13 protein-coding genes are annotated in these 12,350 nt (G+C 52.8%); 11 read left to right on the top strand and 2 right to left on the bottom strand.

Going from position 1 to position 12,350, the window contains the following annotated elements; all coding sequences use genetic code 11:
- Nucleotides 1-40 precede the first annotated feature (40 nt).
- A complete protein-coding gene (locus KGFNPO_RS08970) occupies nt 41-469 on the top strand; it encodes an NfeD family protein (protein WP_472630966.1) in 429 nt (142 codons plus the stop codon).
- Nucleotides 470-479: 10 nt separating this feature from the next.
- On the top strand, nt 480-1,406 hold the full coding sequence (locus tag KGFNPO_RS08965; protein WP_472630965.1) for an SPFH domain-containing protein: 927 nt from the start codon (nt 480-482) through the stop codon (nt 1,404-1,406).
- A gap of 228 nt (nt 1,407-1,634) precedes the next feature.
- Here the strand turns inward: KGFNPO_RS08965 and smpB are convergent, their stop codons facing one another.
- Nucleotides 1,635-2,084: an SsrA-binding protein SmpB gene (smpB, locus tag KGFNPO_RS08960; protein WP_472630964.1), complete on the bottom strand. Its 450-nt coding sequence runs from the start codon at nt 2,082-2,084 to the stop codon at nt 1,635-1,637.
- A 63-nt stretch (nt 2,085-2,147) separates the two neighbouring features.
- On the opposite strand from smpB, the gene KGFNPO_RS08955 reads away from it, so the two are divergent.
- Nucleotides 2,148-2,585, top strand: a complete 438-nt coding sequence (locus tag KGFNPO_RS08955) for a type II toxin-antitoxin system RatA family toxin (RefSeq protein WP_472630963.1) — start codon at nt 2,148-2,150, stop codon at nt 2,583-2,585.
- Nucleotides 2,578-2,901, top strand: a complete 324-nt coding sequence (locus KGFNPO_RS08950; RefSeq protein ID WP_472630962.1) for an RnfH family protein — start codon at nt 2,578-2,580, stop codon at nt 2,899-2,901. The genes KGFNPO_RS08955 and KGFNPO_RS08950 overlap by 8 nt, the downstream gene beginning before the upstream one ends.
- Nucleotides 2,902-2,919: 18 nt before the next feature.
- On the opposite strand, the gene KGFNPO_RS08945 is transcribed toward KGFNPO_RS08950, so the two are convergent.
- Complete coding sequence (locus tag KGFNPO_RS08945) at nt 2,920-3,450, bottom strand: DUF4124 domain-containing protein (RefSeq protein WP_472630961.1); 531 nt, start codon at nt 3,448-3,450, stop codon at nt 2,920-2,922.
- A gap of 180 nt (nt 3,451-3,630) precedes the next feature.
- Between KGFNPO_RS08945 and KGFNPO_RS08940 the strand changes: the two genes are divergently transcribed.
- The 7 genes from KGFNPO_RS08940 (at nt 3,631) to guaB (ending at nt 12,321) form a co-directional block, all read left to right on the top strand.
- A complete protein-coding gene (locus KGFNPO_RS08940; protein ID WP_472630960.1) occupies nt 3,631-4,554 on the top strand; it encodes a LysR family transcriptional regulator in 924 nt (307 codons plus the stop codon).
- 252 nt (nt 4,555-4,806) lie between these two features.
- Nucleotides 4,807-6,417 carry an ABC transporter substrate-binding protein gene (locus KGFNPO_RS08935; protein ID WP_472630959.1) on the top strand — a complete coding sequence of 537 codons (1,611 nt, stop codon included), beginning with the start codon at nt 4,807-4,809 and terminating at the stop codon, nt 6,415-6,417.
- 153 nt (nt 6,418-6,570) lie between these two features.
- Complete coding sequence (locus KGFNPO_RS08930; protein WP_472630958.1) at nt 6,571-7,581, top strand: ABC transporter permease subunit; 1,011 nt, start codon at nt 6,571-6,573, stop codon at nt 7,579-7,581.
- Nucleotides 7,578-8,516: an ABC transporter permease subunit gene (locus KGFNPO_RS08925; protein WP_472630957.1), complete on the top strand. Its 939-nt coding sequence runs from the start codon at nt 7,578-7,580 to the stop codon at nt 8,514-8,516. Before KGFNPO_RS08930 ends, KGFNPO_RS08925 begins: the two co-directional genes overlap by 4 nt.
- A gap of 15 nt (nt 8,517-8,531) precedes the next feature.
- Complete coding sequence (dppD, locus tag KGFNPO_RS08920) at nt 8,532-9,527, top strand: dipeptide ABC transporter ATP-binding protein (protein WP_472630956.1); 996 nt, start codon at nt 8,532-8,534, stop codon at nt 9,525-9,527.
- 2 nt (nt 9,528-9,529) lie between these two features.
- Entirely contained in the window at nt 9,530-10,507 is a 978-nt protein-coding gene (locus KGFNPO_RS08915; protein ID WP_472630955.1) for a peptide ABC transporter ATP-binding protein, read from the top strand.
- A gap of 353 nt (nt 10,508-10,860) precedes the next feature.
- The gene (gene guaB / locus KGFNPO_RS08910; protein WP_472630954.1) at nt 10,861-12,321 is read left to right on the top strand and encodes an IMP dehydrogenase; all 1,461 of its coding nucleotides are present in this window, start codon (nt 10,861-10,863) and stop codon (nt 12,319-12,321) included.
- Nucleotides 12,322-12,350 lie beyond the last annotated feature (29 nt).

Raw genomic sequence — 12,350 nt, 5'->3', positions numbered from 1 at the left:
AGGGACCACTTATTTCACAACACTCAAAAAGGAGCATCGGATGCATGACTGGATGATCTGGTTCGGCATGGCGGGCATCCTCGTCATTGCCGAAATATTCACCGGCACGTTTTACTTGCTGATGATTGCATTGGGGGCGCTGGCGGGTGGTGCAGCGGCGTTGGCCGGTTTTGTTTTTTCTGTGCAAATGGTGATTGCGGCGATCGCAGGGGCAATCGTCACCTTTTTACTGCGTAAAAGCAGCTTTGGAAAACAGCGCAAATTGCCTGCAGCACGCGACCCGAATGTCAATCTCGATATCGGGCAAATCGTGCATGTCAAGCAATGGCAGGGTAATCATGCGCGCACGATGTATCGAGGTGCAATGTGGGACATCGAACTGATGCCGGGTGCAGAGGCAATTACCGGCGCATTCGTCATTCGTGAAATACGCGGCAGTCACTTGATTGTCGCCAATACCGTTACCTAAAGGACACACCATGGCATTTGATTTCAGCAGCATTTCAATCATCCTGTTCATTCTGGCGATCATTTTTGTGGTTAAAACCATCAATGTCGTGCCGCAGCAGAATGCCTGGGTAGTCGAGCGTTTTGGCAAGTATCACGGTACGCTGGCGCCAGGTCTGAACATCGTTTTGCCGTTCATCGACCGCATCGCCTACAAGCATTCACTGAAGGAAATCCCGATGGATGTCCCTAGCCAGATCTGTATCACAAAGGACAATACGCAACTGGAAGTCGATGGCATTCTGTATTTCCAGGTGACCGATCCGATGCGCGCTTCGTATGGTTCTTCAAATTACATTTACGCCGTGTCGCAACTGGCGCAAACCACGCTGCGTAGCGTGATTGGCAAGATGGAACTGGACAAGACGTTCGAAGAACGCGCCCACATCAATCTAAGTGTCGTCAGCTCAATCGATGAATCGGCTGCGAACTGGGGCGTGAAGGTGTTGCGCTACGAGATCAAGGATTTGACGCCGCCCAAGGAAATTCTGCATTCAATGCAAGCGCAGATTACCGCCGAGCGTGAAAAACGGGCTTTGATTGCCGCTTCCGAAGGGCGCAAGCAGGAGCAGATCAATATCGCAACCGGCGAGCGGGAAGCATCGATAGCCAAGTCAGAGGGCGAAAAGCAAGCTTCGATTAATCGGGCAGAAGGGCAGGCCAAAGCGATCGTGGCCTTGGCTGAGGCGAATGCGGATGCGATTCGCAAGACTGCTGCGGCGATCCGGGAACCCGGCGGCGCAGATGCGGTGAATCTGAAAGTGGCAGAACAATACGTCAGTGCCTTTGCCAATTTAGCCAAGACCAATAATTCGATTATTGTTCCGGCCAATATGAGCGATATCAGCGGGTTGATTGCCACTGCGATGCAGGTTGTCAAGTCACAGCAAAAATCCTGATAGACGATGCGTCATTAGCGGTTCTCGATTGGCCGCCGTGTCAAAACGGCTGCCAATTCCATTTTTATGTAGATCAGTCAGATCTGTGGTTTCCGAACAATTTTTATGTGTTTTAATACATACAGGCATACGTATTAAATATATATCAATAGAATACTGCGTAAAACGCCATATTTTATGGCATACCACGCTAAAAATTTAAAGATAATAGAGTGAAGACTTAAATGTTTAGCGCCGATGCACTTTCATGATTTGCTGTTGCTCGCGCTGCCAATCACGTGATTTCTCGGTATCGCGTTTGTCGTGTTGTTTCTTACCTTTGGCCAGTCCGATTTCACACTTGACACGCCCGCGCACGAAATGCAGGTTGATTGGCACCAGGGTATAGCCGGAGCGATCAACTTTACTGACTAGCTTACTGATTTCGGCAGCATGGAGCAGCAGCTTGCGGGTGCGCAAGGCTTCCGGATGGACATGGGTGGAGGCACTCAGCATTGCGCTGATATGGGCGCCGAACAGGAAAATCTCGCCATCGCGTGCGATCACATAGGCTTCTTTGAGCTGGACCCGTCCGGCGCGTATAGCTTTGACTTCCCAGCCATGCAGGGCAACACCGGCTTCAAAGCGGTCCTCGATAAAGTAGTCATGGAAAGCTTTTCTGTTGTCAACTATGGTCATGTGATGGGGCAATAAGGGGAGTCGGTTAGAATTCGTGTAATTTTACCAAACGGTTGAGATTCGATGGCAGTAGTACATAAATCAGTAATTGTAGGTTATAGCGCCGAACAGATGTTTGCTCTGGTTGACAAGGTGGAGGATTATCCACGCTTCCTGCCCTGGTGCGGCGGTACCGAGGTGCGCGATCGCGCAGCCGATGGGCATGGGCTAGTCGCAACCATCGCCATACACTATCACGGGCTCAAGCAATCCTTCACAACGGAAAATACCAATGTCCGGCCCACGTCGATACAAATGCGCTTGCTGGAAGGTCCATTCCGGCAACTGCAGGGTTCCTGGGTGTTCAAGCCGCTGCGCGAAGATGCCTGCAAAATTGAATTCGACTTGGAATATGAATTTTCCAACCGGATTCTGGATAAACTCATCGGGCCGGTATTCGGCATGATCGCCAATAGTTTTGTCGAATCATTTTGCAAAAGGGCGGAGACCGCGTATGGATAAGGCTGTCGGCAATGTGCAGATACAGGTGCAGGTGTGTTACGCCAAGCCGGAAGTTCAGCTATTGCGCGACGTCAGCGTGCCGCTTGGAAGCACCTTGCAGGCAGCAATCGTGCACAGCGGGATACTGCGTGACATGCCGGAAATTGACTTATTGACTTGCCGTGTCGGCATTTACGCCAAACTCAAGACTTTGGAAACGATTCTGCGGGATGGCGACCGGATCGAGATTTATCGGCCGCTAATAGCAGACCCGAAAGAGTCGCGCCGCCGACGTGCCGACAGAAAACTGGGGGTAAATCCCAGCGTGCAAGGATGATTTACCTGTAAACAACGTTTATTTACATTCGCTGAGAATTCTCTTCGTGTCGCGCAATTCCTGGGCGCGGTTTGCGTCGCTCAGATAATCGCGCTGGCCGTCTTTTCGCTGCCGCGAGATGCGCTGACCGGAATTGAGCGCTTTCTGATAAGCACTGGCGCGCTCGCAGTTTTTGCTCTTGTCGGCCGCGCGTTGGGCTTCATCGGCTGCTTTCTTGTCTTTTTCAGCCTGTTCCAGCCTGCGCTTCTGGAAGTCGGCATTCTTTTCAGCGGTTGTCAGCGGCAGCTTCGCTGTTGCCACAGTCGCCGCATTATCGTTCCCGGCTGAAGCAGCTTCGGGCGCAATACCGGAAACAGGTGCCCGATTTGCTGCGCCCGGAGACTTCAATATGTGCCGGCTCGGCACCGTGGCTGGCGGCGGTATGTCGGAATACTGCTTTACGCCTTTATCATCGAGCCATACATACTGGGCAACAGCATGGGACGACAGGCCAAGTATCAGGCTGGCAATAGCCAATGCGGTGAGGCGTTTGAGATACAAGTGGTTCATTGTTGCCTTGCTGATTCAGTCAACCGGAAAGGTTGCTGCATGGTGGTTTTATGAAAACTGGGAAGAAACATAAGTATGCGAGCCATAGGATTGTCGTGCTGATTTACGTCTCTGATTTACGTCTTATAATCCGTCGCAACCGTACTTTCAACCGAAAATATTATATAGAAATGCAGTGCAATGGATAGTAAATGGTTGGAGGATTTTATTTCTCTGGCGCAAACACATAGCTTCAGCCGCTCGGCAGAGCAGCGTCATGTGACGCAATCGGCGTTTTCGCGCCGCATTAAATCGCTTGAGGCCTGGATTGGCACCGATCTGATCGACCGCACCTCATTCCCCACCAGTCTGACGCGAGAAGGGCATCTGTTTTATGAGCAGGCCATCGCCATGCTCGGCCAGATCAACGATGTCAGGGCATTGTTGCGCCAGAATCGTTCCAGTACCCAATCTTCGATTGATTTTGCAGTTCACCATACGCTGGCGCTGACCTATACCCCCAAATGGCTGACAGACCTGAAATCCGCCATCGGCCCGTTCAGTGCGCGGCTGACGGCATTCAATGTGCATGATGCCGTGTTGGTGTTATCCGAAGGCGGTTGTGATCTGCTGCTGACTTTTTACCACCCGCTGCAACCGCTCCAGCTTGATACCAGCCGCTATGACATGATGATTGTGGGCAGCGAGACGCTATGCGCTTACAGCCGTTGCGATCAGGCCGGCCGGCCAGAGTTCGCGTTGCCGGGGAGTGCTGATGCACCGCTGCCGTACTTATCCTATGCAAGCACTGCCTATTTTGGTCGCATTGTCGATTTGATCCAGGCCGATGCCCTGATGCCATTGCATCTGGAAAAATGCTATGAGACGGGAACCGCGGAAGCCTTGAAGATGATGGCGCTGGAAGGTCATGGCATTGCATTCCTGCCGGAGTCAGCCGTCACGCAGGAACTCGCGCAGCAGCAATTGGTGCGCGCAGATAGCCCGCAACTGCGCTGGGAAACCGATATGGAAATTCGCTTGTACCGCGAAAAACCCTCCAGCCAAAAACCGGGAAAGCGCCTGGTTGCGCAGTTATGGGATTACCTGCAGTCGCATCAAGTCTAATCTGGAACGTCCGCTAACTGGCTTGCCGCCTAACTTCCGTTCAGATATTTTTTCTGGTATTTCCCACAACCTCAGCAAAAATCTCAGTCCTTGTTTGCATAACCCTATGCAAACAAGGACTGAACTATGGATTGAATTGAAGGTATATTTGTCCCGGTCTAGCCGGAGCGTGAAGTGCTTAAAACATTCTCATCCGGTGAGAAATAAAGCGATTCAATTCATTGAATTCAATACTAAAGAGGAGAACGGACAATGGGAATAAATGGAAAATATGCGATCAAGACTGGCGTACTTGCGGTCTTGTTTGCTTACGCGGGATTCGCTGCAGCTGCTACTAACCTGGTGTATTGCTCGGAAGGCAGCCCGGAAGGTTTTAATCCGCAATTCTTTACCACGGGCACAACCTTCGATGCCTCGTCGGTGCCGATGTATAACCGTTTGGTCGAATTCGAACTTGGCACGACCAAGGTCGGTCCTGGACTGGCAGAATCCTGGGTGATATCTCCTGATGGCCTGACGTATACCTTCACCCTGCGCAAGGGCGTCAAATTCCATAGCAGTGCCAAGTTCAAACCGTCACGCGACTTCAATGCGGATGATGTTTTGTTCAGTTACAACCGCATGGCGAACCCTGCACATCCATTCCACAAGACCGCGCAAGGCCAGACTTTTGCCTATTTTGAAGATATGGGAATGAACAATATCGTCGACAAACTGGAAAAAATCGACGACAGAACCGTGCGCTTCACACTCAAGCATCCGGAGGCGCCATTCATTGCCAATCTGGCGATGGACTTTTCCTCGATCTTGTCTGCCGAGTACGCTGACAAAATGCTGGCGGCCGGTACCCCGGAAGTGATCGACCGCGAACCGATTGGCACCGGTGCGTTCACGTTCGGTTCTTACCAAAAAGATGCCATCATCCGCTACAAGGCGTTCAATCAATACTGGAAGGGCCGGCCGAAGATCGACAATCTGATCTTTGCCATTACGCCTGATGCATCGGTACGTTATGCCAAGCTCAAGGCCGGCGAATGCCATGTGATGGCGCATCCCAAGCCAGCCGATATCGCGATGATGAAGTCCGATCCAGCGATTAACCTGTTGTCGCAGGAAGGATTGAACATTGGCTACATTGCATTGAATGTCGAGAAAAAACCGTTCGACAACAAGCTCGTGCGCCAAGCCCTGAATATGGCCGTGGACAAGAAAAGTATCCTCAGCTCGGTGTATCAGGGCGGCGGTCAGGCTGCCATAAATCCGATTCCGCCAACCATGTGGTCTTATAACAAAAAGATTAAGGATTACGCGTATGACGTCAACAAAGCCAAGGCTTTGCTAGCCAAGGCCGGTTATCCGAATGGTCTGGAAATAGATTTGTGGTACCTGCCGGTGTCGCGTCCCTACAATCCGGATGGCAAGCGTATGGCTGTATTGATCCAGGCCGATTGGGCCAAGATTGGCGTTAAAGCCAAACTCACCACTTACGAATGGGGCGAATACAAAAAACGCAGCAAAGCGGGTGAACAACAGTCGATGATGTTCGGCTGGACCGGTGATAACGGCGATCCGGACAATTTCTTCGATACGCTGCTCGGCTGCAACGCGGTCAATGGCGGAGGTAACGTGGCGCGTTGGTGCAACAAAGATTTTGAAGCGTTGACCCAGAAAGCCAAGGTTGCTCCAACACAAGCCGAACGCAGCAAGTTGTACGAAAAAGCGCAGGAAATCGTCAAGGAAGAAGCACCGTGGATTACGATTGCCCATTCGGTTGCCTACACTCCGGTACGAAAAAATGTGATCAGCTTCAAGATGGACCCTACCGGCCACTTTAATTTCAACAACGTCGATTTGAAGAAATAAGATTTCTGCAAGTGATAAGCGTTGTTCTCGCAACACCGTTATGACTGATCCTGCTTGGCTTGGCTTGGCTTGGTTTGGATTAGGTAAAGCAGTGTTGCGGGTATGGCGCTGTCAATCTATCGCACAACACCAATTGACTATCGAAGGCCCCCGATGTTTGGATTTCTCCTGCGCCGAATAGGTCTGGTCATTCCGACCTTCCTAGGCATTACCTTACTTGTGTTCTCGCTCATTCACATGATTCCCGGCAATGCCGTAGAAGCCATGTCGGGCGAGCGCGGCATGGATGCCGCACGTTATGCGCGCCTGCTGCATGAATTCGGCCTTGATCAGCCGCTGTATGTGCAATATTTTGATTATTTGAAAAATATACTTCACGGTGATCTCGGGTTTTCTCTTTCAACCCATGAACCGGTATTTAAAGAGTTCATCACACTGTTTCCTGCGACAGTCGAATTATCCTTGTGCGCCATGCTATTGGCGCTATTGATCGGAATACCCGCTGGCATATTGGCAGCGCTGAAGCGCAATACTTATCTGGATTATTCGGTGATGGGTCTGTCGCTGACCGGGTTCTCGATGCCGATTTTCTGGTGGGCGCTGCTGCTCATCCTGCTGTTCTCGGTCACTCTTGGCTGGACGCCGGTATCGGGCCGGATCGGCATCATGTTCGATCTGCCGCCGGTCACAGGATTCATGCTGATTGACAGCTTGCTGTCGGGCGAGCCAGGGGCTTTCAAATCGGCACTTTCGCATCTGGTTTTGCCTGCAATTGCGCTGGGAACAATTCCACTTGCCGTGATTGCCCGCATGACGCGTTCAGCGATGCTTGAGGTCTTGCGCGAAGATTATGTGCGTACCGCACGCGCCAAAGGATTGTCGAAATGGCGCGTCATCGGTATCCATGCACTGCGTAATGCACTGATTCCGGTGGTTACCATCATCGGCTTGCAAGTCGGTACGCTACTGGCCGGTGCAATTTTGACCGAAACCATATTTTCATGGCCCGGCATCGGGAAATGGCTGGTAAGCGCCATTCAGCGACGCGATTATGCTGTCGTGCAGGGTGGCATCCTGATGTCTGCCACCATTATCATCATCGTCAATCTTCTTGTTGACGTGCTGTACGGCGCCATCAATCCACGTATTCGACACAGCTCATGAGCAATCCAACGTCTACTTCTCCTGCATCTTCCGGGGCGTCTTCCCCGGCGTTTTCACCGACGTTTTCACATATCCCGCCGCATCCATTGCGTGAATTATGGGATTATTTTTGCCAGAATCGCGGCGCCTTGATAGGGCTGTTTGCCGTCATCGGATTGATATTAGTGGCATTGCTGGCCGATGTCATCGCACCGCACTCCGCGATTGCGCAATACCGTGAAGTGACTTTGGTTCCGCCCATGTGGCAGGATGGCGGCAGCAGTAAATTCATCCTGGGCACCGATCCAGTCGGCCGCGACATGCTGTCGCGCCTGATTTACGGCACGCGGCTATCTCTGTTCATCGGTCTGGTATCGGTCACTTTGTCGCTCAGTATCGGCGTTGTGCTCGGACTGCTTGCCGGTTTTTTTCGGGGTGGAATTGAAGTCGCCATCATGCGCTTGATGGACATCATGCTGGCTTTGCCCAGCCTTTTGCTGGCGATTGCGGTGGTAGCCATTCTTGGGGCTGGCCTGATGAATGCGATGTATGCGATAGCCATTGTGATGCTGCCGCATTTTGCCCGCCTGACCCGTGCTGCCGTGATCGGCGAAGTATCGAAAGATTATGTCAATGCCTCGCGCATCGCCGGCGCAGGCAACCTGCGCCTGATGCTCAATTGCATTTTGCCTAACTGTGCCGCGCCGCTGATCGTGCAGACCACACTGGGGTTTTCCAGCGCTATTCTGGATGCGGCGGCACTGGGTTTTCTGGGTCTGGGTGCGCAACCTCCGACGCCGGAATGGGGTTCCATGCTGTCCAGCGCGCTCGAATTTATCCAGAGCGCCTGGTGGGTGGTGACTTTTCCTGGCTTGGCGATTCTGGTTTCCGTGCTGGCTTTTAACCTGATGGGCGATGGATTGCGCGATGCACTCGACCCGAAACTGAAGCGATAGATAAAATAAAACACCATGGCACTCTTAGAAATCAGGAACATGAGCGTTCAGTTCGGCTCAGAAAACGCACCCTTCATGGCGGTCGATGGTCTGGATTTGAATATCGATCAGGGTGAAGTGGTTGGCATCGTGGGCGAGTCCGGTTCCGGCAAGAGCGTCACTTCGCTCGCGCTGATGGGATTGATCGATTATCCGGGCCGGGTTCAGGCTGAACGCATGGCTTTCGATGGCCGTGATTTGCTGAAGATGTCGGAAGGCGAGCGGCGCAAGCTGTTGGGCAAGGATATCGCGATGATATTCCAGGACCCGATGACGAGCCTGAACCCATCTTTTACTGTCGCTTACCAGTTGATGGAGACCTTGCGCGTCCACGAAGGCGGACCGAACAAGGTGCTTCGGGCCAAGGCATTGGCGCTATTGAAACAAGTCGATATCCCGGATGCCGAGCGCCGCCTGGATGCTTACCCGCATCAATTGTCTGGCGGCATGAGCCAGCGCGTGATGGTAGCCATCGCCATCGCTTGTAATCCGCGCTTGCTGATTGCCGATGAGCCAACCACTGCGCTAGACGTGACAGTGCAGGCGCAAATGCTGGAATTGTTGCTGCAATTGCAGCGCGAACGCGGCATGGCGCTGATGCTCATCACCCACGATTTGAGCGTGATCGCGCAGACGGTCAAACGCGTGGTGGTGATGTATGCTGGGCAGGTGGTCGAAACTGGAAGCGTGCCGGAAATTTTTAACGCGCCAAGGCATCCCTACACCCAAGCCTTGCTGGCCGCGCTGCCGGAACACAATATTGGCCGTAATCGATTGCAGGCACTGGCTGGCGTCGTGCCAGGTCAATATGATCGTCCTAGCGGCTGCCTGCTGAGTCCGCGCTGTCCTTACGCTACCGAAAAATGTCGCCAGCAGCGGCCTGAATTGACCGGCGCATCTGGGGCGCAGGCGCGCTGTCATTTCCCGCTGGATAGTCAAGGCCTTCCCACCAACGGCTGGCAAAAGGTTTGATGATGACAAATACAAATATTCTGCTTGAAGCAAAAAATCTCAGCAAACACTACGCGGTTTCGCAAGGTTGGTTCAAGCCGAAGGTGGCTGCGCGCGCGCTCGATGGCGTATCGTTCACGCTTACCCCAGGCAAGACACTGGCTGTCGTGGGTGAATCTGGCTGCGGCAAATCGACGCTGGCACGCCAGGTTGTGATGATTGAAGCACCGACCGGCGGCGAGTTATGGATGGACGGCATCAATATCGCAAACGCGGATAAGGCCGCCCGCAAGCACGTCCGTCCGATGGTGCAAATGGTGTTTCAAAATCCGTATGCCAGCTTGAATCCGCGCAAGAAAGTGGGCGCGATTCTGGAAGAACCGTTGGCGATCAATACCGGTCATGCCAAATCGGAACGTATGGAACGCGTGCAAGCCATGATGGCTCAGGTTGGTTTGCGACCTGAGCATTACGGCCGTTACCCGCACATGTTTTCGGGTGGCCAGCGCCAGCGTATCGCCATCGCCCGCGCCCTGATGCTGAACCCCAAAGTCATCGTGGCCGATGAGCCGGTATCGGCGCTGGACGTATCGATTCAAGCCCAGGTATTGAATTTGCTGATGGATTTGCAAGAGGCGAGCGATGTGGCTTACCTGTTCATCTCGCACAATTTGAGCGTAGTCGAGATGATCGCCGACGAAGTGCTGGTGATGTATCTGGGCAAAACGGTCGAGCACGGCGCCAAGCATCAGATTTTTAGCCGGCCGCTGCATCCTTATACGCGTGCCTTGCTTGCCAGCACGCCGCGCATCGATCCCGCCCAGCGCCAGAAAAAGATCATTTTGCACGGCGAATTACCTTCGCCGCTGGCTCCTCCGCCAGGGTGCGCCTTCAATAATCGTTGCCCCCATGCTACGGAACTTTGCCGGGTGGAGATTCCACAATTGCTGCCATTTGAAGGCAGGATGGTTGCTTGCCATCATGTGGCGGAAATTGCCTGAACACACCCACGAAAGAGACATTGTCCACGAAAAACACGAAAAGCACGAACAAACCACAGAATACATGAGATGACTAGTATATGTGTTTTTATGGTTGTTACCGCATGCATTCATTGGCTTATAAAAATATACTCGGCTAAATTTAGTGGCGGCACTCGTTCCTGCACTTATCCCTCTTTTTTCGTGACCTTCGCGTTTTTCGTGGACGTTGTTTTCCGTCATCGGAAACCTGCAGCACCTTGATGCGCTAAAAAACTGCATAAAGTCCAAATGGCGCGAAATTGGATTTGTCATGAAAAACGTTTTTAAAGCGGATTTCTGTATAATCCTGTTTTGCGCCAATAGGAATTAAGATGCGTTTACTTCAAAAAGCACTCACATTCGATGACGTGCTGCTCGTCCCAGCTTATTCAAACATCCTCCCCAAAGATACTTCTCTGAGAACGCGCCTGACGCGCAATATCACGTTAAACATGCCGCTGGCCTCGGCCGCAATGGATACCGTGACAGAATCTCGGCTGGCGATTGCGATGGCGCAAGAGGGCGGCATCGGCATCATTCACAAGAACATGACCGCTGTGGAACAGGCGCGGGAGGTTGCCAAGGTCAAGCGTTTCGAGTCGGGCGTGTTGCGTGATCCGATTACCATCCCGCCGACCATGCGCATCCGCGACGTGATCGCGTTGTCATTACAGCATGGCATCAGCGGTTTCCCAGTAGTCGATGGCAAGACTGTGGTTGGCATCATTACCAACCGCGATTTGCGCTTTGAGCATGAACTGGATGCGCAAGCCCGAGACAAGATGACTCCCCGGGAAAAACTTGTATACGTCAAGGAAGGTGAAGACCTGGTCGAAGCCAAGCGCCTGATGAACAAGCATCGCCTGGAACGCGTACTGGTGGTAAATGATGCATTCGAATTGCGCGGCCTGATTACTGTCAAGGATATCCAGAAAGCAACTGAGCATCCGTTTGCATCCAAGGATGAATACGGCAAGTTGCGTGTCGGTGCGGCAGTCGGAGTCGGCCCGGAAAATGATCTTCGCATCGATCTTCTGGTCAAGGCGGGTGTCGATGTTATCGTCGTCGATACTGCACATGGCCACTCGCAAGGTGTGCTTGACCGCGTCAAATGGGTGAAAACCAATTACCCGATGATCGATGTCATCGGCGGCAATATTGCCACCGCAGCCGCAGCCAAGGCACTAGTCGAATATGGCGCTGATGGCGTTAAGGTCGGCATCGGCCCTGGTTCTATCTGCACCACCCGCATCGTGGCCGGTGTCGGAGTGCCACAAATTACTGCGATTGCCAATGTAAGCAAGGCGCTGCAAGGCACTGGCGTACCGTGCATTGCCGATGGCGGGATTCGTTACTCGGGCGATATTTCCAAGGCTCTGGCGGCCGGCGCATCCAGCGTCATGATGGGCAGCATGTTTGCCGGCACCGAAGAAGCGCCAGGGGAAGTGATTTTGTTCCAGGGGCGCAGTTACAAATCCTATCGCGGCATGGGTAGTCTGGCAGCAATGGCCGACGGTTCGGCCGACCGCTATTTCCAGGACCCCGCCAACAACCTCGACAAACTGGTGCCGGAAGGCATCGAAGGTCGCGTCGCTTACAAGGGAAGCGTCTTGGCCATCATGTATCAACTGGTCGGCGGCATCCGCTCGTCAATGGGATATTGTGGTTGCGCCACCATTGATGAACTGCGTGAAAAAGCAGAGTTTGTCGAAATTACTTCGGCCGGCATGCGCGAATCGCATGTGCATGATGTACAAATCACCAAGGAAGCGCCGAATTACCGCGCAGATTGAGTTTGTCGAACCTGTTGCACCTGTCGAAT

This window comes from Gelidimonas diazotrophica, assembly GCF_055694025.1.
The sequence above is the reverse complement of the archived record's forward strand: the minus strand, read 5'-3'. Positions and strand labels throughout refer to the sequence as shown.